This is a genomic window from Nocardia sp. CA-151230 (genome assembly GCF_050942175.1).
In the GTDB taxonomy this organism is placed as follows: domain Bacteria; phylum Actinomycetota; class Actinomycetes; order Mycobacteriales; family Mycobacteriaceae; genus Nocardia.
This window is the reverse complement of sequence record NZ_CP192061.1, coordinates 5,939,273-5,959,081: the sequence shown is the minus strand read 5'-3', so window position 1 is coordinate 5,959,081 and position 19,809 is coordinate 5,939,273. Positions and strand designations below refer to the sequence as shown.

The window sequence follows — 19,809 nt, the reverse complement described above, 5'->3', positions numbered from 1 at the left end:
TCGGACCGTGGTCACGGTTGCTGGTTGCTGTTGTTCGCCACGATCGGATCCGGTGACAGGCCGGCAGCTTCGGACTGGTTCTGCGAATCGCCTCGGCGCAGGAGGCGCGAAACCACATATGCCACACCGCGGTACGACAGGTAGGCGGGCACGATCACCAGCAGCACGATGCGCAGGGCCATCAGGGTGGCGGCGACTGCCGGATAGCCCACGCCCATGCCGTCCGGAGAACCGAATCCGTGTCGCTCCGACAGTGCCGCCAGGACGGGGCGCAGGGTGAGGTACAGGACGATCGGGATCAGCGGGAGCCGGATGAGACGCCATCCCGCGCGCAGCCATCGGGTGGCGGGAATTCTCATGCGGCGAGCTCCGGGCCGGAGGTGAGGAAGGCGAGCAGGAGGGCATTGCCGATCACGCCGCCGTTGGCGAAGCGTAGGCGGTTGCCGCTGCGCAGCGGGAGGCCGGCGAGGTTGGTGGTGCGGAACAGGCGGGTGAAGAGGCCGCGGTGGCCGAAGGCGCGGGCCGGGGCGAGCGCGAAGCCGGTGGCCGAGACCGATATTCCGAGTATGACCGGACCGCTGTCGATGTCTCCGGTGCCATCGGAAGGCCCGCCGTACTCGTGGATGGCGCTGAAGCCCAGGATGTTTCGCTCCTGGTGGAACAGTCCGGTCGCCAACTCCCCGGCCAGTGCGCGGTTCGCGAAACCGGCGAAGTAGGCGCCCAATCCGGTTCCCGAGGCGCGTGGGGCATCGTGCGCGTGCGCGTCGACTCCCATGCGCTGCACCAGCAGCCCGGTGCCTCGATCGATCTGGACCGCGCGGACCTGTTGCGCCCAATGGGCGAGCACCGCGGTGTGGTCGACGCCGGTCGCCCGGCCGTGCACCGCGATGGCCGCGGCGACCGCAGCCACATCGGTGGGATAGGCCTCGCCCGGAAAGGTCTCCAGCAATGCGGTCGGCGAGGCGAGCAGGCGGCGCTCGTAGGAGGCGACCAGCGCGTCATCCTGGGCCGCGAGGTCGGGCGGGAACGCCGGGTCGACCAGCCGCGCCATCCCGAGCGCCAGAGCGGGATACGAGAGATACGCGTGCCCGTGCGGACTGTCCGGAACCGCCGGCCCATCCTCGCCGTTCCAGGCCCCGGTGAACACATCGCGCATCTCCGGCCGCAGACTCTTCGCTGCCGCACGAGTCGCGATGGGCGCGAACCGTTCCCGCCATTCCGGGTGCGCCAGACACACCTGAGCCAATCCCAGCGCGGTCATCTGATGCGCGAGCAGCCCCCACATTCCGGTGATCTCCCCGCCCCCGCCGTCCTCCCGCAGATGATCATCGGCATCCTCGAACGCCACCAACTCCTCCGCGAGCCCGCGGACCCGCCCCGAATCCCCATCGAACCACGCATCGGCATCCCGCCCACACCACCAGCCCGGCACCAACGCCGCCACCGACAACGCAGCCAGCAGACCGGCCGAAATCGCAACCCAACGCCGAAACCTGTGTGCTCGAAGCACCTCGATCGGACTCCCCATGAGCCGAACGTACATCCCCGCCCGACCCACTGCGACAACCGTTTTCGTCGCGGACCACCGGCAGCCCGGATCGCAGTGCGCGGTCGGCAACAAGATCAGGAAGCTCTCAGCGAGGGAAATCGGACAGATTTCGCGGTGAGAACTCCCTGATCTCGGTTGCTGCGTGTTCGTGATCAGGTCAGAGTTTTGTGACGGCGTCCAGGACTTCTTCGGTGGTGGCGGTGACGCCGAGACGGGGGAAGATCTTCTCGACGGAGTGGGTGTGGGCGGCGGGGTCGCGGTCGGCGGAGGCATCGGTGGCGACGATGACGTGGTAGCCGTGTTCGTGGGCGGCGCGGGCGGTGGATTCGACGCCGATGCTGGTGGCGATGCCGCCCAGGACGATGGCGGTGACGCCGCGGCGGCGCAGGTGCAGGTCGAGGTCGGTGCCGTGGAAGGCGCCCCACTGGCGCTTGGTGATCCGGATGTCGGTGGGCTGGATGTCGAGTTCGTCGAGGAGTTCATCCCAGCCGGGCGGCGGGGTGAACGCGCCGGCGGGCTGCATGGTGCGGCCGGGCGGCATGTCGCTGCCGTCCGGGGCGAAGGTGACGCGCACCAGGACGACCGGCAGGCCCTTGTCGCGGAAGGCCTTGGCCAGCTCTGTCCCCCGGCGCACCACCTCGTCCGCGGGGTACGGCTGGGTGGGGGCGGCGACGATACCGCGCTGCAGGTCGATGAGAACCAGAGCGGTGTTGGGATCGAGCAGGGTGTCGGTCAAGGTGCAATCCTTCTCCGGGAGTGGTGATTCCGGTCAGTCCTCGGTGAGCCGGGCGAGCAGCGGGATCGCCGCGATGAGCGAATCCTGTTCGCCCGGCGAGAGTTTGGTCGTGATCGCGGTGGCCAGCCAGTCTTCCTTGGCGTCATGCGCCAGCCGCAGCAACCGCTGTCCCGCCTCGGACAGTGACAGCAGCACCTGCCGCTGATCGGTCGGATGCGGCGCGCGCACCACCAGCCCGCGTTCCTCCAGCACGGCGAGCGTGGTGCGCATGGACTGCGGCCGCACCCGCTCGGCCCGCGCCAGATCGGCGACCGACATCGGCCCCTCGTGTCCGAGCCGGCTCAGCGCCACGGCCTGGGAGGGCGTCATCTCGATCCCGGCCCGGGCCGTCCGCAACTGCCGCAACAGCCGGCTCGCCGCCACCCGCAGCTCGCTCGCGGCGGCGGCCACCTCGGCGGTCGACCTGTCCTTTCCGTTGGCGCTCACCGGCCCAGAATGTCACAAACAAAGTCAAACTTGCAAGTTTGCCTGTCGAATTTGTGATCCGGCCAAGCGGTCGCGGAGGAAGGTGGTGATCTCCGCGCGCGCCGCTCTGGCCTGCGGCACCAGACCGGGCATCGTGATGAACGCGTGTGTCGCACCGGGGTATTCGGAAAGCTGTGCGGGCGTACCGGACTCGCGCAGCCGCTCTGTGTAGCGGCGGCCCTGGTCGGCCAGCGGGTCCAGGGTCGGCACCACCACCAGTGCCGGGGGCAGCCCGCGAAGGTCGTCGGCACGCATCGGCGATACCGCGCGCGGATCGGAGCCGGGCGGTACGGCCAACTGCCGGAACAGGTTCAGCTTCGGCAGGTTGAGCGTCGGACTGTCGGCGTACCGGGAGATGGACGCATAGTCATCGAACGACCCGGCCAGATCGCACGCGGGGTTGACCAATACCTGTGCCCGCAGTGTCAGGCCGGACGCCTTGGCACGGATTGCGGACAGCGCGGTGATCAATGCGCCGGTGCTCTCCCCGGCGACAGCCACCCGTGTGGGGTCGACTCCCCATTCGTCGGCGTGATTCACGATGTGCCGCAGCACATCCCAACCGTCGTCGGCGGCCGCCGACAGCGGAATCCCCGGCGCGAGCAGACGATGCTCGACCGACACGACGACCGCGGGCAGCCGCGCCGCGAGATGACTGTTCCCCCAATCGCATTGCGCCGCCGTCCCCGCGAACCCGCCGCCGTGGACGTGAACCACCAGTGGCAGCGTGCCGCCGCCCTCGCCCGACGGCCGGTACACCCGGACCGGGATCACGCGATCGCCGAGCGCCACCTCCTCCCAGTCGATAGTGGTGCCGCGCACCGGAAATCCGGTGATCACCCGCACTACTCGCGATGCGGCGAGGCGATTGGCCGCCTCACTGTGGGCGGCCAACTCCGCCGCCGTGAGCGTCTCCCAGTCCGGGTCCTTGCGCAGGGCGTGCAGCAGCCGAATACCCACGGGCGGCCGCTCGCCCTCGCCCGCCCGGTTCGCGTCATTCCTGTCGTGTCTGAACATGCCCCTCAGCATCGGCGGCACCCCGCGCGGAGGTATTGAAGAAACGTTCCCTTTCCGGGCCACGGGCCAGGCCGACGTCTGTCCGAATGCCGCCAACGCGATGGCTGATTCCCGCCGGTCATCGGGGATCGACTGGGCCAGAGTAGGTGAGGAAGAGAGAAGACGACGAAGGAGGAAGCGATGCGCGTGTACACCACGATGGCCAGCCCGGTCGGGGAGTTGCTGCTGGTAGGGGAGCTGCGGGGCGACTCGGTGGCACTGACCGCGGTGTCGATGGCCGGGAGCAGGAGCATTCTGGTGGAGGGGGAGTGGACTGCGGACCCCGAAGCGCTCGCCGAGGTGGTGGGGCAGCTGACCGCGTACTTCGCCGGGGAGCGGAGTGAGTTCGATCTCCGATTCGGCAGCGCCGGAACCGATTTCCAGCGGCGCGTATGGCGTGCCCTGGATGAGATCCCGTATGGGACGACCACCACCTACGGGGAGATCGCGGCGCGCATCGGCGCACCCAGGGCGGCCGTACGCGCGGTGGGTTCGGCCATCGGTGCGAATCCGCTGCTGATCGTGCGGCCCTGTCACCGCGTGATCGGGTCCGACGGCTCGCTCACCGGCTATGCCGGCGGAGTGGAGCGCAAGCAGCAACTGCTGGACCTCGAGCGGGCCGCATGACCGCCGCCCTCGGCTCGGTGTGGGCCGGCCGGGTCGCCCAGCAGGAATGGGCGGCCCTGGCCGGCGAGCTCGACGACCACGGCCACGCGCTCACCGGTCCGCTGCTCACCGCCGCCGAATGCCGCGCCCTCGCAGGGCTTTACGACGAGAAGGAACACTTCCGCTCGACGGTCGACATGGCCCGCCACCGCTTCGGCTCGGGCGAATACCGCTACTTCACCCATGACCTCCCCGAGATCGTGGCCGAGCTGCGGTCGGCTCTGTATCCGAAACTGCTTCCCATTGCCCGGGATTGGGCCGCCCGGCTGGGCCGGCCCGGCACCTGGCCGGAACGCTTGGACGAGTGGATCGCCCAGTGCCACCGGGCCGGTCAGGTGAAGGGCTCGCAGATCCTGCTGCGCTACGGTCCCGGCGACTGGAATGCCCTGCACCGGGACCTGTTCGGCGACATGGTGTTTCCGCTCCAGGTCGTGATCGGCCTGGACGCACCGGGCGTGGACTACACCGGTGGTGAATTCCTCATGGTCGAGCAGCGTCCGCGCGCGCAATCCCGCGGCGCGGCCATGGCGCTGCCGCAGGGGCACGGCCTGATCTTCACCACCCGCGATCGCCCGGTGCGCGGCACACGCGGCTGGTCGGCCGCGCCCATGCGGCACGGGGTGAGCCTGGTGCGGTCCGGTCAGCGCCACACCCTGGGCCTGGTCTTCCACGACGCCTGAGAGGGGAGGGTGATGGCGTACACCCTGCTCGGCGCCGACGGCCGCCCGTATGCGAGCCGGACCCCCGGCGGCCTGGGTGGTCATCGCCGCCTGAAGATCTACGGCCGCCTGGACTGTCCGGCCGCGCTGCGCGCCCTCGCCCGCGGCGGCTACACCGCCCACCGGGTCTTCTTCGCGGACGAGGCCACCGCGGTCGCGGCCGGCTATCGCCCCTGCGCGGTGTGCTCTCGGTCGGCCTATCGGGAGTGGCGGGCCGGACTCACCGACTGATGGAGACCGGTTGGTAGCTAATACGCTGGACCCCATGCTGACCACGTTGGCCGTGGAGAACTACCGGTCCCTGCGCAAACTGCGGGTGCCGCTCGGCCGCCTGAACGTGGTCACCGGCGCCAACGGCAGCGGCAAGTCCAGCCTCTACCGCGTCCTGCGCCTGCTGGCCGACTTCGCGCGCAACGGCGCGGTCGCCGGCCTGGCCCGCGAGGGCGGGCTCGAATCGACCGTCTTCGCCGGACCCGGCCGCTCCGGACCGAACACCCCGCTCGCGCTCCGGGTCGGCTTCGCGGGCGAGGACTTCGGGTACGCCGCCGAACTGGGCCTGCCGATTCCGGGCCAATCGATGTTCGATGCCGACCCCGAGATCAAATCCGAGGCCGCCTGGGCCGGGCCCGTGCTGCGCCCTTCGACGGTGCTCGCCGATCGCGGCGGACCCGTGGTTCGCCTGCGCGACGAGGCCGGCGGCTGGGGCATGGTCCCGCACCCGATGAAACCGTACGACTCCATGCTGTCCGAGCTGGCCGATCCGCAACGCGCGCCGGACCTGCTCGCGCTGCGCGAACGCATTCGCTCGTGGCGCTTCTACGACCACCTGCGCACCGACGCCGCGTCCCCCGCCCGCGCACCGCAGATCGGCACCCGCACCCTGGCCCTGGCCCACGACGGCGCGGATGTGGCCGCGGCCCTGCGCACCATCATCGAAATCGGTGACGCCGGGGCGCTGGCCGCGGCCGTGGACCACGCCTTTGCGGGCAGTCGCGTCGAGATAGTGAACCGTGACGGCCGCTTCGAACTGCTGTTGCACCAGCCCAAGCTCTTCCGCCCCCTGGCCGCGCCGGAACTGTCCGACGGCACCCTGCGCTACCTGCTGCTGGCCGCCGCCCTGCTGTCGCCGCGCCCGCCGCAGCTGCTGGTGCTCAACGAGCCCGAGACCAGCCTGCACCCGGACCTGCTCGCCCCGCTGGGCCGGCTCATCGCCCGCGCCGCCGAGGACACCCAGCTCGTGGTGGTGAGCCATTCGGACGAATTGATCGGCGTCATCGACGAGTACGCGGACGACGCGACCATGATCGAATTGCTCAAGCAGGAAGGCGTGACGACGGTGGCGGGACAGGAAACAGCGGATGAACCGCCTTGGTATTGGCCGGACCGTTAGCCGCTCGGTGACGTGGAAACCTATTCTGGGGACGTGAGTGTGGAAACCATCGGTGAACCGGGACCGCTGCCGCGTGGCCGGCACGGGCTGACCCGCGAACAGGTGGAGGCCTCGCAGTACCAGCGCCTGTGCACCGCCGTGCTGGAGGCGGTGGGGGAGCTCGGCTTCGCGGCCACCACGGTCGCCGATATCGTGACCCGGGCGCAGGTGGCGCGCCGCACCTTCTACGCGGTATTCGGTGGGAAGGACGAATGTTTCGCCGCCGCATACGATCTCGCGGTCGGCGCGGCCCTGGAACAGTTGCAGGAGACCGTCACCGGCCTCGAAGGCGTGAATTTCGCCGACCGGGTGCGGATTTCCTTCGAGATCTATCTCGGCGTGTTGTCGGTGCAGCCCGGCGCGGCCCGTGCGCTCTATGTCGAAACCCTCGCGGCCGGACCGGGATTGGTGGAACACCGGCTGCGCGTGCACGAGCGATTCGCGGACTACATCATGGCGGTGGCCCGGGTCGGCGTGCGCGACGGCGATCTGACCGCCGAACCCGATCGGCAGCTGGTCGACATGCTGCTCGGCGGCATCGACGACCGGGTGCGCGCCTGCCTGCACACCAAGGGCGCCCAGGCGCTGCCCGAACTGGCGCCGTTGTTCACCCGCACGGCCATGGCCATCGTGAGCCAACCCGCACCCTGACGGCTGTTGGTCGCCACAATCGCCCGGCATCCATGCCGGGCCGCGCTGTCACCTGGCACAGCGCCCGTGACACGGGCCACAGCACGCTCCTACGGTCGCAATCGGATTCGACGCGTTCGGTCGGATCCGCCGGACGCAGTAGGAGATTTCATGAGGCCGACCATCCGTACCCTCGGCAGCGCCGCATTCGCCAGTGCCACCGCCTTCGCGGTCGCGTTCTCGACCGGCGTGGCGAGCTCCGAGCCGGATTCCATCGCCGACTCCGGCAGCAGTTCCGGCTCGGCGACGGTCAGCACCGCCTCCGACACCGTCGGCGTGGGCCCGGAGATGTCGTCCTACCTGGCCGCTTTCGGCTACGGCCTGATCCACCCGGATGCCGCGCCGCCCGGATCCAATGACTGGGACTGCAAACCGACCCCGGAGCACCCCAACCCCGTGGTGCTGGTGCACGGCACCTGGCTCAATACCTACGACAGCTTCTCGTTCCTGTCCCCGCAGATCGCCCGCGCCGGATTCTGCGTCTACGCCTTCAATTTCGGCCGTGAGACGCCGCTGAGCGGCGGCGGTGTCGGGCCGATCCTGCCGGGCCGCTACGGTGTCGGGCCGATGGAGGACTCCGCCCGGCAGCTCGGTCAGTTCGTCGATCGGGTGCTGGCCGCCACCGGTGCGCCCGCGGTCGACGTGATCGCCCACTCCCAGGGCGGGCCGGTCACCAGTCAGTACATGAAATTCGAGGGCGGCCGCGGGAAAGTGGGCAAGGTCATCAGCTTCGGCGCGACCACCCACGGCACCTCGCTGCTCGGCATCGCCACCCTCGGGCGCATCATCACCAATCTCGGCCTGGACATCCTCGGCTTCTACGAGCCGCTGATCGGCCAGGCCAATACCGAGCAGGTCCTCGGCTCGCCGTTCTATGCCAAGCTGAATGCCGACGGCGACACCGTGCCCGGCGTGGCGTACACCGCCGTCGGCACCACCCACGACGAGATCTCCAACCCCTACGAGTGGACCTTCCTCGCCCCGGGCCCCGATGCCCCCGTGGAAAACATCACGCTGCAACAGGATTGCCCCGAGGACGTCTCCGATCACCTCACCATCATGTACTCGCCCCGGGCGGCCTCCATCGCGCTGCACGCTCTGGACCCGGCCGCCCACCCCGACCTGGTCTGCACGTTCAACCCCTGGATGATCGGCGGCAGCGGGCACATCTGAGCGACGTCCGGGGGCTCGCGCTCCCGAATCACCAGCACGAAGGAGGCCGGGGACCAGCCCCGGCCCCTGGCTTCTCTCCGAAAGGACCACGATGACGATCGGCGATGCCGTCGAATCCGGCAGTTTCGCAATGGAGTCCGATCCGCCGCGCGGACATCCCCTGCTACCCGGCGAAGATCCGTTCTACCGATCGCCGATCGACCCGGGATCGGTTGCGCCGGGCACGATCCTGCGGTCGCGGCCGGTGCGGCTCGGCCTGTTCGGGCGCATTCCGCAGCGCGTCCGAGCCTGGCAATTGCTGTACCGCAGTACCGATCTCAACGGCCGTCCGGAGGCGACGGTCACCACCGTCCTGCTGCCCTGGGACGCGGAACCGTCCACCGACCGTCCGCTGGTGTCGTTCCAGTGCGCCATCGACGCCGTGGCGCCGAAATGCTTCCCCTCCTACGCTTTACAGCACCGCGCCCGCGCGCTGGGCGCCATCCCGCAGGTGGAGTTCCCGCTCATCGCCGCCGCACTGGCCCGCGGCTGGGCGGTCTCGGTGCCCGATCACGAGGGCATCAACGGTCACTTCGGCGCGGCTCGCGAGCCCGGCCATCGCGCCCTCGACGGCCTGCGGGCCGCCCTGCGCTTCGAACCGCTGGGCCTGCATCCGCGCACCCGAATCGGCCTGTGGGGCTACTCCGGAGGCGGTCTGGCCACGGTGTGGGCGGCCGAACTCGCCGCGAGCTACGCCCCCGAACTCGACATCGTGGGCGCGGTCGCGGGCTCACCCGTGGGCGATCCCGCCTCGGCCTTCGTGCGCCTGAACGGTTCTCCCTTCGCGGGATTCGCGATGGTGTTCACCTCGGGGCTACGCCGCGCCTACCCGGAACTGGACGGCTGCGTGCAGGGCCTGGTGTCGGCGGAGTACCTCGAACTGCTCGACCGCGCCGAATCGATCGCGACGTTCCCACTGCTGGCCCGCTATGCGGGCCGAAATGCCGACCGGCACATCAAAGGTGGCCTCGGCGCGCTGCTGACCCGGCCGGAGATGCGGGCGGTGCTCGACGACATCCAGCCGGGCGCGCAGGCTCCCGCCATGCCGCTGTTCGTGGTCCAGGGCGTCAATGACGAGGTGATCGCGGTCGCCGATGTCGATGCGCACGTGCGGCGCTATCACGCCCGCGGCGCGCATGTCCGCTATCTGCGCGACCGGCTCAGCACGCATCTTCCCTTGCAGTTCATCGCGATTCCGGTGATGGTGGACTGGCTGGCCGACCGCCTGGCCGACCGCCCGCTGCCGCCGTCGGAGGTGCGCACCGTCTGGTCGGTGGCCGCCTCGCGGCGCGCCCTGTCCGAGCACCGTCACTTCGCCGCGCTGCTGGCGACCATGGTGTCCGGCCGCCCGATCCGCACCCGCTCGGACTTCCGATAGCTGCGCGCCACCAGCGCGGACCGCAGGTACCACAGCCCGGACGGCTGGGCCGGATCGAATCCGGTGAGCTGCCCGATCCGTTTGAGCCGATTGTCGACGGTATTGGTGTGCACGCCCAGCACGCGCGCCGTATGCCGTCGGCTCAGATCGTTGCCGATATGGCGGCGCAGGGTTTCCAGCAGTTCCGGGTAGGCGTCCAGCGGATCGAGCAGGGTGCCGAGGTATTCGCGGGCCGGACCCGGCCGGGTCAGCTGGTACTCCATGGCCAGGTCGTCGAAGCGGTGCAGGCCGGGCGCGCACTCCAGGCGGTGCACCATGTCCAGCAGCTCGTGCGCCTGCTCGGCGGCCTCCGGAATGCGGTGCGTCTCGGTGTGGATGACGGTGGCGGTCACCGGAACCTGTGCGGCCGTGGACAATCCGTCGACCAGGTCGTCGAGCTCGGCGGGCGTCACCTCGGCCGCGGGCAGCAGCACCGTGCCGCCGTCGGCGCTCAGCAGCGACAGCGCCCGGCCCCGACCGCCGCGGGCCAGCTCGGACTGGACCCGCCGCAGCTTGCGCCGGGCCACCACCTCGCCGTCCACCCGGGGATCGTCCTCGCCCGGGTGCGGCGGAATGCTCAGTGCCAGCACGTAATACGACTCGTCGATCTCGATGCCGCCGGCGCGGGCCATGGTCGAGGCGGGATGCCCGGCCAGCAGGGCCGACGCCACCGTGTGCACCGCGGTGTGATGCTCGGCCACCACCGCCCGGTGCTCGCGCACGTAGGACACCGCGAACGCCGAATCCACGATGGCCAGCACCTCGAACAGCCGGCGCGCGGTGACCGCGAGCCGGGCGTAGTCCTCGGGTCCGGTGGCGTCCACGATGAGATCGAAACCCACGGCGAAGCCGTCGTGCACGGCGCGGTGGATGGTCCCGATGGGAATGCCCTCGCGCGCCCAGTCCGCGCCCGCGCGCTGCAGCCGTTCGATCTTGGCGCTCACGTCACGGCCCTCCAGCACCCCGGCCGCGAGTTCCAGGCAGGTGCGGGTGACGGCGGTGACCTCCCCGCGCAGCGCGTCCCCGGGCAGGGTGCCGCAGCGGGCCACGTGTTCGGCGAAGTGCGCGACCAGGGCGGCGGACAGGCCGCGCGCATCGCGCAGCGGTCCGGAAATCGGTGCGGCCGTGAGGGGTTGCGTTGCCTTGATCATGCGCGAATCCTCCACAGCTGTCTGGGAACGCTAGCGTTCCTACTGGCCCGTAACTGTAGCGTGGGTCACCTGGCGCGGCAATATCGATTGACCGCTTCCGCCGCGTACCGCCCATTGCGACGACCGTTTCCGATACGGGTCAGGAGTACGATCGGCCGTATGGAAAGCCCGGTTCCGGCAGCGGATGCCACCGAGATCACCGACAAGCGACTGCTGCGCGGCTCGCGCACCCGCAAGGTGGTGCTCGGCCGGGCCGTGGACATCGCCTCGCTGGACAGCTTGGAGGGCTTGAGCTTCGGTCGCCTGGCCACCGACACCGGCCTCAGCAAGGCGGGCATCCAAACGCTGTTCCGCACCAAGGAAGCCCTGCAACTCGCCACCATCGACTACTTCCGCACGGTCTTCATCGATACCGTCACCCGGCCCGCCCTGGCGAAACCCCGTGGCGCCGAACGCCTCCGGGCCCTGATCGAGCTGTGGATCGACTACGCCGCCGGTCCCTGCTTCGAGGGCGGCTGCTTCCAGTCGGCGAACCTGGCGGAATTCGACAGCCGCCCGGGGCCGGTGCGCGACGCGCTGGTGGCCAATCAGCAGGACTGGCTCGACCTGCTGGCCGGCGAGCTGTCCTACGCCCGCGACCACGGCGAAATCGCCGCTCTGGACCCCGATCTGGCGGCTTTCCAGATCGACGCGGTGCTCGCAGCGGCGAACACCGCACTGCGCCTGGGGGACGACAGCGCGGTGTCGAAGGTGCGCCGGACCGTCGAGGGCTTCCTGACCGAACCCTGATCAGCGTTGAGGCCCTTCGGGTTCGGGCCTCGAGCACGATCAGCAGCCGGGCTCGGTCCAGAACGCCGTGCCCTCGACCTGCACCACCGGGCATGCGGTCTTGTCACGGCTGCGTCCGGCATTGCTGTCGACCGTGCTCACGAGGGCGTCGGCGCGGGCCCGGCCCATCAGCGGGTGGTTCCTCAGGACAGCGTCGACGGTTCCGCCGGCCGCGTCGATGGTGAACGGGCAGGACACCGTCGCCGTTCCGTTTCCCGGCATCGGCTGGACGCCGGTGCACAGCGGTGTGGGCATGACGATCCCGTCGACAGTGAGGACCATCTGGTACCACACGACGATGTCGTCCGGGTGTGGCGTGGGGATCGCCGCCGCGTCGAAGGGTTGCCGTGCGCTGGTCAGGGTTTCGATCGCGGTGCAGTCCGGTCCGCACGGGTCGCTCCAGCTGCCCGCGGCGGTGATCCTGGTTTCCGAGTCGGTGGCGTCCTCGGTCGCGGCGGCCGCGGTCCGAAGGTCGCGGTAGAACCCGGCCACCTCGTCGGCGCTCATGGGCGCCACCCGGATGTCGAAGGCCGGCTCGGTAATCCGATCGACCTGGCCGGAGCTCACATAGGTGGTGACGGCGCCGCTGATGATCGGGGTGGACCGGTGGCCGTCGATGATGATGGGCACGCCCGCCGTGACCGGCCGGTGCGCTTCCTCATTGGGGTCCAGATGCCGCCCCAGGGTCGAGGGAGTCAGGGCCGCCGGGACGTCGAGGCCGCCGATCGCCGAGGGTTCGAGCAGCTGCCGGCCGTCGGAACGGGCGGCGTCGTCGGCGGAGAAACCGTAGCCGATCCAGGCCTCGGTGGTGCCCCGCACGAAGGTCTTGTCGCCGATTCGCTGGTACGACAAGGCTTTTCCAGGAGCGAATTCGACAGTCCCGGACGCGTCACCGACATTCGTGACCCGCAGGTCCACGGTCGCCTTCTTGCCGTCCTGCCCGGTCAGACGGCCGGTGTAGCGCGCTCCGGGCGCATTGATCAGGGCCAGCCGGGCGCTGTTCAGATCCGCGCGGGTGGCCGCGGCCGGCGACCGGTGTGATTGCCCGATGAGCAACCATCCCGCGATCGCGAAACCCGCGACCATGACCACGACCAGGAACAGGATCACCGGCCACCAACGCCGGCGCTCGCCCGGATCCGCCGCGGCCCACATTCCGTGCACCGACTCCACTGCCGGGTTCTCGACTGTCATTCCTGCCCATCCACATACCGATAGCTCACGCGTTAGCGCACGTGCACTATATGCCGCGCGAAGCTGTGAACGGGGTGCGAAATGGCCTGTCGAGTGGGCGAATTGTGACAGTCACGGCATGATCGGGGAGTGGTGAGTTTTCCCGGCAGCAGTGTCCTCGTAGGGCGGGCGGCAGAGGTGTCCGCGCTGGTCGAGGCGGTGGGTGATCGCGGTACACAGACGGTGTTGATCGCGGGGGAAGCCGGGATCGGGAAATCCCGGCTGGTGGGGGAGTTCACCGAGCGGTTGGACTCCCGGGCGATGGTGCTACTCGGTCGCTGCCCGGAGCTGGGGACCGGGGGCGTGGCCTACGCGCCGTTTCTGTCGGTGCTGCGCGGGCTGGTGCGGCAGCTCGGTGGCGAGGCGGTGGCCACGCTGCTGCCGCCGCATCCGGCGCTGGCGAACTGGTTGCCGCAGTTGGCCGTTCACACCGGCGGCGCCGCCCCGGAGGCCGACCGCGTCCGGCTGTTCGGCGAAATCCTCACGCTGCTGGAGCAACTGGCCATGACCCGGCCGGTGGTGCTCATCCTCGAGGATCTGCACTGGGCCGATGACGCCAGCCGTGAACTGCTCACCTTCCTGGCCGCCAATCTCGCCGATGCGGACGCCCTGCTGGTCGGCACCTACCGTCCCGGCGAGGCCGGACCGCTGCGCGGCCTGGTCGCCGAACTGCGCCGCAATCCGGGCGTGCGGGTGCTGGAACTGCACCCGCTGACCCGCCACGAGGTGGGCCGCCAGCTCGCCGCGCTGCTCGCCTGCGAGCCCGAACCCGGGCTCATCTCCAGGGTTTTCGAACGCAGCGGCGGCAACCCGCTGTTCGTCGAGGCGCTCGGCCAGTGCCCCGACCAGCTGCCCGCCGACCTGACCGACCTGCTGCTCGGCTTCCAATCCGGCCTCTCCGCAGACGCTCTCGCCGTGGTTCCCCCGGCCGCCGTCCTCGGCTCCCCGATCCACCACGAACTGCTGGCCGCCACCGTCGATTTACCTCCGGACGAACTACACCGTGCCCTAAGGGAATTGGTCGACCGCCACCTGCTGCACACCACGGAGACCGGCTACGGATTCCGGCACGGCCTCATCCGCCAGGCCATCTACGACCGGCTGCTGCCCGGTGAGCGCACCCGCCTGCACGCCCGTGCGGCCGCGGCCCTGCGCGCCCGCGGCGAGGCCCTCGACGCCGAGTCCCGCGCCGACCTGGCCCGCCACGCCCGCGCGGCCGGGGATCTGGAGCAGGCCCTGCGCGCCTACTGGTCGGCCGCCACCGCAGTTCCGGCCACCCACCCGGAACGCCTCCGGCTCCTCGAACAGATCCTCGTCCTCTGGGATCGGGTACCCGATGCCGAACGGATCCTGCCCACCACGAAACTGGCTGTTCTGGAACAGATCGTCGATGTCGCCGTGGCCTGCGGCGCGACCGAGCGCGGCATCGCCGCCGCCGACGCCGCGCTGGCCCTGCTCGACCCCACCGGCGATATCGCCCCGGCCGAGTCCGCCACCGGAAGTACCGAGTCGAGGCCGGGCCGCCGCTCTGCCGGCCGGGACGACGGCGAGCGCGCCGCCGAGGCGGACGCCGACCGGTGCGAGGTCGAGCGGGTGGCGCGGATGTATCGCCGGCGGGCCTACCTGAAGGGGACCACCGGGGCCGGACCGGGAACGGATCTGGTGCGGGCACTGCAGCTGCTGCCGGTGGCGGGTGCCGGTGCGGAGCGGGCGGAGGCGCTGGTGCAATCGGCGTCCGCGCGGATCTTCCGAGGGGACGCCGCCGGGTCGGCGTCGGACGCCCGTGCCGCGCTGGTTATTGCCCAGCGACTGGAGGCGGACGCCCTCATGGCGCGGGCGCACGCCCATCTCGGGCTGGCAGGAGCCGCCGCGGCGGAGGTGGCGGGGGATGGTTCATCGGGGCCGGAATCGGCGGCCGCGGACGAGACCGACTGGGCACTGGAGCATTTCGCCGAAGCCCATCGGGCGGCCGCCGCGGCCGGGGACGCGCGGATCGTGGTGGATGTCGCCACCTGGGAATCGGCGGTGCTGGTCGCGGCCGGGCGGTACGAAGCCGCCATCGCCGCCGTCCGGCAAGGACTGCGGGCCGCACACGAGTCGTTCCGGTTCTCCGAGTCCGCGCCGATCCTGTTCGTCAAATGGGCGCAGGCGCTCGCCGCGCTCGGCCGCTGGGACGAGGCCCGCGCCGTGGTCGACGAGACGCAGTTCGACCAGTTGCCGCCGCTCAGCCGGGCGGCGCTGACCCTGTGTCTAGCGCGAATCACCCTGGCGGAAGGGAACATCGGCGCGGCGCGGGAAGCGGCGGCCTCGGCCGGGCGGCTGCTGGGTGACAGCCGGTGGGCCGCGCAATATCGGCTCGAACTCGTCGCGTTGGCCTGCACCGTGGACTCGGCGGCGGGCGACGAGACCGGGGCGGCGGCGGTGCTGTCCGGCGTGCTCGCCGAAGGGGACGGTGCCGCAACCCTGTTCGCGCATCCGCACGACGCGTGGCCGCTGGTGGCGTTGGCCGCCCGAACCGCCGGAGCGCCCGCAGAACTGCTCGCCCTGGGTGACACGCTGCCGGCGGTGTCGCCGGTCGATGCCGCCTATCGCGCCGTGTTCACCGCGCGGCTGGCCGGTTCGGCGGCGCGCTGGTCGGAGGCGGTCGCCGCCTGGCGCGCCGTCGAGCGGCCGCACGAGATCGCCGCCGCTCTCCTGGACGCGGCGGAATCGCATGCGGCCGAAGGGAATCGAGCGGTCGCGGAGCTGGCCGTCCGCGAGGCCGCCGAGATCGCGGCCCGGCTGGGTGCGCTGCCGCTGCAGGAGGCGGCCGCACGGCTGGCCGACCGGGCCCGCCTCACCGCCGGGCGAACGGTGGAAGCGCCGAAACCACACGGCGGCACCATGTCCGGCCGGCACGGCCTGACTCCGCGCGAGCTGGATGTGCTGCGGCTGGTCGCCAAGGGCATGAGCAATCGCGGCCTGGCGGCCGAGCTGTTCATCAGCGCCAACACCGCCGGTGTGCACGTCTCCAGGATTCTCACCAAGCTCGGCGTGGCCAGTCGGACCGAGGCCGCGGCCTTCGCGCACGACCACGGCCTGCTGGTGTCCTCCGGTGACAACGACTGAGGCTCAGGGCAATCGGGCCGGCAGGTCGAAGAGCCGGAAGATCTCCTCGACCTGGTAGGCGATCAGGTTGGTGACCAGGCCGTCCCGAATCGTGAAGACCTGCAGGGTGTGCAGGGCGTACCCGTCGCCGTCGCGGACGTAGGCCGCCAGTGCCGGTTGGCCATTGGCGCCGATCGGCACCAGACGCCAATCGCTGCCGTTGATGTCGAAGACACGCGCCATGAACCCGATGTAGTCCGCGCGCCCGACGTACCAGTTGAGCATGGGCGGCATCTCCATGATCACATCGTCGGACAGCAGCTTCTCCAGCGCCGCCAGATCGGCATTGCGGAACGCGGCGACGTAGCTGTCGACGACGGCCCGCTGCTCGGCGCTCTCCGACACCTCGTCCTCGCGAATACCGCTCTGGCTCAGCGTCTTCCGAGCCCGCTGCAGCGCGCTGTTCACCGCTGCCGGGGTCATGTCCAGCGCTCGCGCCACCTCGGCGGCCGGCCAGTCGAGCACCTCGCGCAGCACCAGCACCGCCCGCTGCCGGGCGGGCAGCTGCTGCATGGCCGCGACCAGCGCCAGCCGCAGACTGCCCTGGGCCACCGCGGCTTCCGACGGATCCCCGAGCAGCGCGTCCGGAATCGGTTGCAGCCAAGGGATTTCCCCGCCGTGCACCAGTGTCTCGCGCGGATCGTCACCGGGTTCGTGGCCGAGTCCGGAGGGCATGGGCCGCCGCCCGCGCTGTTCGAGCGCGGTCAGGCAGGCATTGGTCGCGATCCGGTACAGCCAGGTCCGCATCCCGGACCGCTTCTCGTCGTAGCTGTCGCGTGCCCGCCAGGCCCGCAGGTAGGTCTCCTGGACCAGATCCTCGGCGTCCTGCACCGACCCGAGCATGCGATAGCAATGCGCGAGCAATTCCCGTCGGTAGCGGCCGGTGTCCGCCTCGAAGTCCACGTTCGTCATGCTCTTGCTCCTCGAATCCGGGCCCCTGCTCCTCGAATCCAGGCCCTGCCGAACTTTGTACACCCGCAGCGATGAATCGGGCACGGCCCGCCGGTAGGTACTCGTGAGCCGCTCACCGCGGCCGCGATCCGAGGAGGAAACCATGACCGACACCGCCGTACAGACCGACCGCGAGGCCGTCCTCGACGTCCTGACCAACCTCTACCGCGCCTGGGCCGCCAATGACGCCGACGCCTTCGTCGCCGACTACGACCCCGACGCCACCACCGTCGTGCGGGGCGTGGTGAGCGTGGGCCGCGAGGCGGTCCGCACCTCCATGGCCGCCGGTTTCGCGGGCCCGCTGCGGGATTCGCACACCGTCGACGAACCGCAGTCGGTCCGCTTCCCGACCCCCGGCACCGCCATCGTGGTCAGCCGCAGCGCGGTGGTGCCGGCCGGGGAGACCGAGCCGCCGGCCGACGGCTGGATCGTGGCCACCTGGGCCCTGATCCAGCGCGACGGCCGCTGGCTGGTGACCTCGTACCACAACTGCCCCGCGTAGCCGCCCGCATGTCCGGCGCGACCCGGACATGAGCGAGCCCCCTCCGGTCAGAGACGCCGGAGGGGGCTCACACACGCATTCGCGTGGCCGTTACGGCACGACCTCGACGGTGTCACCCGGGTTCAGGTAGTTGAAGAACTCACGCGCCCCGTCCGGCGTCATGCGGATGCAGCCGTGCGACTTCTTGTCCACCGGTCCGATGTGGAAGGCGATGTCCCCGTTGAAGAACACCGCGTATTCCATCGGAGCGTTGTGCATGGTGCTCCAGTGGAACGGCTTCTTGAACGACACATGGAACACGCCGGGCGGCGTCTCGAATCCGGGCATACCGTGCGAGATGGGCGTGGGGCCGAAGACGACCTTCCCGTTGTCCATCAGCCACGCTTCGTTGCTGCCGAGCTTGAGGCAGGCGCGAGTACCCGCCGTCTGGCACGGCGCGTTGACATCGCTGGGTGCGATGCCGGGGACGATCGCCGGAACACCGGGTACGTCCGGGCCACCGGGCCACAATGGTTCGGCCTGCGCGGGCGCCGCCGCGAGTCCTGCGACCGCCACACCGGCGATGACCGCCGATCGCGCCGCCAAGCCGAGGGAACTTCTGCTCATCATCGAGTCTCGACCCTCTCCTAACCTTGGCCCGCCGCCCTGTTCGATGCCGCTCTCAGGGCAAAGGGACATTGTTCGTTGGCACAAGCATGGGACCACTGGGTACCGATGATCATTCTGACTGGTGGAAATCGAGATTCGCGGGATAAACGGCGACAGGCGCGCCGACACGCCCGAATTCACCGAACAGGTGGCAGCGTGCGCTGATTCGGGTCGACTCCGGTCGGCCGGTGCGCGCCATTGTTGGCGACATCCGGGCGCGGCGCATTGGCGGATCCGCGAATCTGCTGGTCGTCGGGCGGATTGTCGCAGTAGTTCCAGCGACCGAAGACAGGCAACGTGGCGATGAACACGGGCACCGTCCGGGGCGGGTAGTTGCACCAGGGCCGCGACCAGATGTCCACGATCGTGTAGAACTCGCCGTCGTGGGCGGGCACGCCCATGGCGGAGCTGCCGACCACCAGCGCCGGGAACAGGGCGCGCAGCGCGGGCACCCGCAGCAGCGCGGCCCGCACGATGGCGTTCATGGTGGCGGCCAGGCTCTGGATCGGATCCATGTTCCGGTCCAGTACCGCGTCGGCGACGCCCAGCTGTCCGGGTGCGCGGTCGAGGAGTTGCCGCAATTCGGCGTCGGCGGCGCGGGCCTGGACGACCACGACCGACGCATTGCGGGTCAGCGTGCCGAGATCGGGCTGCGCGTGCGAGGTGGTGCCCGCGATGACACGCAGATTCTCGATGAGGCTGACCGTCTGCGGCAGCCGGTTGTCCAAACCCGTGGTGGCGATGCTCAATGCGTCGATGAGTCCGCGCAGCTGATCGGGTCCGCCGCTGAGTGCGATGTCCAGATTGTCGAGGATCACCGCCAGCTTGTCCGGATCGATCTGTGCGATGAGCTCGCTGGTGTTCGTCAGCGTCTGGGAGACGGGTGTCGGCGTGGTGATCCTGCCGGGGTTGAACCGCACCACCTGCCCATCGTGCAAATAGGGCGGATTGTCGGTGTTGGGCCGGAAGTCGATGTACTGCTCGCCCACCGCCGACAGCGCCGAGACCGCGATCTGGGTATCGGCCGGGATCCGGTACCGCTTGTCGATTTCCGCGACCGCCGACACCCCGGCGCCGCCGTCGCGGATCTCGATCGCTTTGACCGATCCCACTCGGTACCCGCGCCAGGTGACGTCGTTACCCGCCTGCAAACCGCCGGAGCGATCCAGCTGAACGGTGACGGTGTAGGTGCTGCCCGGTGCGCGCACCCGCGCCACATGGATCGCCAGATATGCCACCCCGACTGCGAGTAGCAGGATCAGAGCCAGGTTCGAGATCAGTGTCTTGTGCCCGCGCAGCACGCTCAAATGGCCCGCCTCCACCGCTGATCAGCGTTAATAGGATCGATGC

General features: G+C 70.1%; 20 protein-coding genes. 10 read left to right on the top strand and 10 right to left on the bottom strand.

Features of this window, described 5'->3' with window-relative positions; all coding sequences use genetic code 11:
* Positions 1-11 precede the first annotated feature (11 nt).
* The 5 genes from ACQP1O_RS28340 to ACQP1O_RS28320 form a co-directional block, all read right to left on the bottom strand.
* Positions 12-359 (bottom strand): hypothetical protein, encoded by a 348-nt coding sequence (locus ACQP1O_RS28340; RefSeq protein WP_433561491.1) that lies wholly within the window; start codon positions 357-359, stop codon positions 12-14.
* Positions 356-1,528: a hypothetical protein gene (locus ACQP1O_RS28335; protein ID WP_433561490.1), complete on the bottom strand. Its 1,173-nt coding sequence runs from the start codon at positions 1,526-1,528 to the stop codon at positions 356-358. The genes ACQP1O_RS28340 and ACQP1O_RS28335 overlap by 4 nt, the downstream gene beginning before the upstream one ends.
* A gap of 178 nt (positions 1,529-1,706) precedes the next feature.
* Positions 1,707-2,285 carry a hydrolase gene (locus ACQP1O_RS28330; RefSeq protein ID WP_433561489.1) on the bottom strand — a complete coding sequence of 193 codons (579 nt, stop codon included), beginning with the start codon at positions 2,283-2,285 and terminating at the stop codon, positions 1,707-1,709.
* Between the two features lie 33 nt (positions 2,286-2,318).
* Positions 2,319-2,771: a MarR family winged helix-turn-helix transcriptional regulator gene (locus ACQP1O_RS28325; protein WP_433561488.1), complete on the bottom strand. Its 453-nt coding sequence runs from the start codon at positions 2,769-2,771 to the stop codon at positions 2,319-2,321.
* A 24-nt stretch (positions 2,772-2,795) separates the two neighbouring features.
* Positions 2,796-3,827 (bottom strand): alpha/beta hydrolase, encoded by a 1,032-nt coding sequence (locus tag ACQP1O_RS28320; protein ID WP_433561487.1) that lies wholly within the window; start codon positions 3,825-3,827, stop codon positions 2,796-2,798.
* Between the two features lie 180 nt (positions 3,828-4,007).
* Between ACQP1O_RS28320 and ACQP1O_RS28315 the strand changes: the two genes are divergently transcribed.
* From ACQP1O_RS28315 to ACQP1O_RS28285, 7 genes are all read left to right on the top strand, one after another.
* Complete coding sequence (locus ACQP1O_RS28315; RefSeq protein WP_433561486.1) at positions 4,008-4,493, top strand: methylated-DNA--[protein]-cysteine S-methyltransferase; 486 nt, start codon at positions 4,008-4,010, stop codon at positions 4,491-4,493.
* Positions 4,490-5,212 carry a 2OG-Fe(II) oxygenase gene (locus ACQP1O_RS28310; RefSeq protein ID WP_433561485.1) on the top strand — a complete coding sequence of 241 codons (723 nt, stop codon included), beginning with the start codon at positions 4,490-4,492 and terminating at the stop codon, positions 5,210-5,212. Before ACQP1O_RS28315 ends, ACQP1O_RS28310 begins: the two co-directional genes overlap by 4 nt.
* Before the next feature lie 12 nt (positions 5,213-5,224).
* Entirely contained in the window at positions 5,225-5,482 is a 258-nt protein-coding gene (locus ACQP1O_RS28305; protein ID WP_433561484.1) for an Ada metal-binding domain-containing protein, read from the top strand.
* A 34-nt stretch (positions 5,483-5,516) separates the two neighbouring features.
* Positions 5,517-6,641, top strand: coding sequence for an AAA family ATPase (locus tag ACQP1O_RS28300; protein ID WP_433561483.1), 1,125 nt, complete (start codon positions 5,517-5,519; stop codon positions 6,639-6,641).
* 33 nt (positions 6,642-6,674) lie between these two features.
* Positions 6,675-7,331 (top strand): TetR/AcrR family transcriptional regulator, encoded by a 657-nt coding sequence (locus tag ACQP1O_RS28295; protein WP_433561482.1) that lies wholly within the window; start codon positions 6,675-6,677, stop codon positions 7,329-7,331.
* 150 nt (positions 7,332-7,481) lie between these two features.
* Positions 7,482-8,543 carry an esterase/lipase family protein gene (locus ACQP1O_RS28290; protein ID WP_433561481.1) on the top strand — a complete coding sequence of 354 codons (1,062 nt, stop codon included), beginning with the start codon at positions 7,482-7,484 and terminating at the stop codon, positions 8,541-8,543.
* 91 nt (positions 8,544-8,634) lie between these two features.
* Positions 8,635-9,960: a lipase family protein gene (locus tag ACQP1O_RS28285; protein ID WP_433561480.1), complete on the top strand. Its 1,326-nt coding sequence runs from the start codon at positions 8,635-8,637 to the stop codon at positions 9,958-9,960.
* Here the strand turns inward: ACQP1O_RS28285 and ACQP1O_RS28280 are convergent.
* Positions 9,891-11,150 (bottom strand): PucR family transcriptional regulator, encoded by a 1,260-nt coding sequence (locus ACQP1O_RS28280; RefSeq protein WP_433561479.1) that lies wholly within the window; start codon positions 11,148-11,150, stop codon positions 9,891-9,893. The genes ACQP1O_RS28285 and ACQP1O_RS28280 overlap by 70 nt on opposite strands.
* A gap of 159 nt (positions 11,151-11,309) precedes the next feature.
* Between ACQP1O_RS28280 and ACQP1O_RS28275 the strand changes: the two genes are divergently transcribed.
* Positions 11,310-11,939 (top strand): TetR/AcrR family transcriptional regulator, encoded by a 630-nt coding sequence (locus ACQP1O_RS28275; protein ID WP_433561478.1) that lies wholly within the window; start codon positions 11,310-11,312, stop codon positions 11,937-11,939.
* 39 nt (positions 11,940-11,978) lie between these two features.
* On the opposite strand, the gene ACQP1O_RS28270 is transcribed toward ACQP1O_RS28275, so the two are convergent.
* Entirely contained in the window at positions 11,979-13,172 is a 1,194-nt protein-coding gene (locus ACQP1O_RS28270) for a hypothetical protein (RefSeq protein WP_433561477.1), read from the bottom strand.
* Between the two features lie 129 nt (positions 13,173-13,301).
* On the opposite strand from ACQP1O_RS28270, the gene ACQP1O_RS28265 reads away from it, so the two are divergent.
* Positions 13,302-16,319, top strand: coding sequence for a helix-turn-helix transcriptional regulator (locus tag ACQP1O_RS28265; RefSeq protein ID WP_433561476.1), 3,018 nt, complete (start codon positions 13,302-13,304; stop codon positions 16,317-16,319).
* Between the two features lie 3 nt (positions 16,320-16,322).
* On the opposite strand, the gene ACQP1O_RS28260 is transcribed toward ACQP1O_RS28265, so the two are convergent.
* On the bottom strand, positions 16,323-17,312 hold the full coding sequence (locus ACQP1O_RS28260; protein ID WP_433567821.1) for a sigma-70 family RNA polymerase sigma factor: 990 nt from the start codon (positions 17,310-17,312) through the stop codon (positions 16,323-16,325).
* A gap of 100 nt (positions 17,313-17,412) precedes the next feature.
* On the opposite strand from ACQP1O_RS28260, the gene ACQP1O_RS28255 reads away from it, so the two are divergent.
* On the top strand, positions 17,413-17,811 hold the full coding sequence (locus ACQP1O_RS28255; RefSeq protein WP_433561475.1) for an SgcJ/EcaC family oxidoreductase: 399 nt from the start codon (positions 17,413-17,415) through the stop codon (positions 17,809-17,811).
* Between the two features lie 90 nt (positions 17,812-17,901).
* Here the strand turns inward: ACQP1O_RS28255 and ACQP1O_RS28250 are convergent, their stop codons facing one another.
* Both ACQP1O_RS28250 and ACQP1O_RS28245 read right to left on the bottom strand, forming a co-directional pair.
* A complete protein-coding gene (locus ACQP1O_RS28250; RefSeq protein WP_433561474.1) occupies positions 17,902-18,420 on the bottom strand; it encodes a L,D-transpeptidase in 519 nt (172 codons plus the stop codon).
* A gap of 176 nt (positions 18,421-18,596) precedes the next feature.
* Positions 18,597-19,760: an MlaD family protein gene (locus tag ACQP1O_RS28245; RefSeq protein WP_433567820.1), complete on the bottom strand. Its 1,164-nt coding sequence runs from the start codon at positions 19,758-19,760 to the stop codon at positions 18,597-18,599.
* Positions 19,761-19,809 lie beyond the last annotated feature (49 nt).